We start from the raw sequence: 280 nt of genomic DNA, 5'->3' as shown, positions 1-280 counted from the left end.
ACATGAATTAGCAACCTTGCCTATTCATCCAGAATCTGTGCCAATCAACATGCTTGTTCCAATTGAAGGTACACCATTAGCTGATGTTGAAAAACTAGATGTTATTGAATGGATTCGTACTATTGCGGTAGCACGTATCATTATGCCGCATAGTTATATTCGTTTATCTGCTGGTCGTGAATCATTAAGTGACTCAGATCAAGCTTTAGCATTTATGGCGGGTGCAAATTCTCTGTTCTCTGGTGATAAATTACTTACGACGCCAAATACAGGTGAAGGT

At 39.3% G+C, this 280-nt stretch carries 1 protein-coding gene; it reads left to right on the top strand.

Going from position 1 to position 280, the window contains the following annotated elements; translation table 11 throughout:
• The coding region (locus ACG9ZB_RS17250; protein ID WP_419326847.1) for a biotin synthase BioB at positions 1-280 on the top strand (280 nt) is incomplete at both ends.

The sequence above is a fragment of the Acinetobacter johnsonii genome (assembly GCF_048551975.1).
GTDB classification, from domain to species: Bacteria; Pseudomonadota; Gammaproteobacteria; order Pseudomonadales; family Moraxellaceae; genus Acinetobacter; species Acinetobacter johnsonii_A.
Note: the sequence above shows the minus strand (reverse complement) of the source record. Positions and strands in the feature narration are given on the sequence as shown.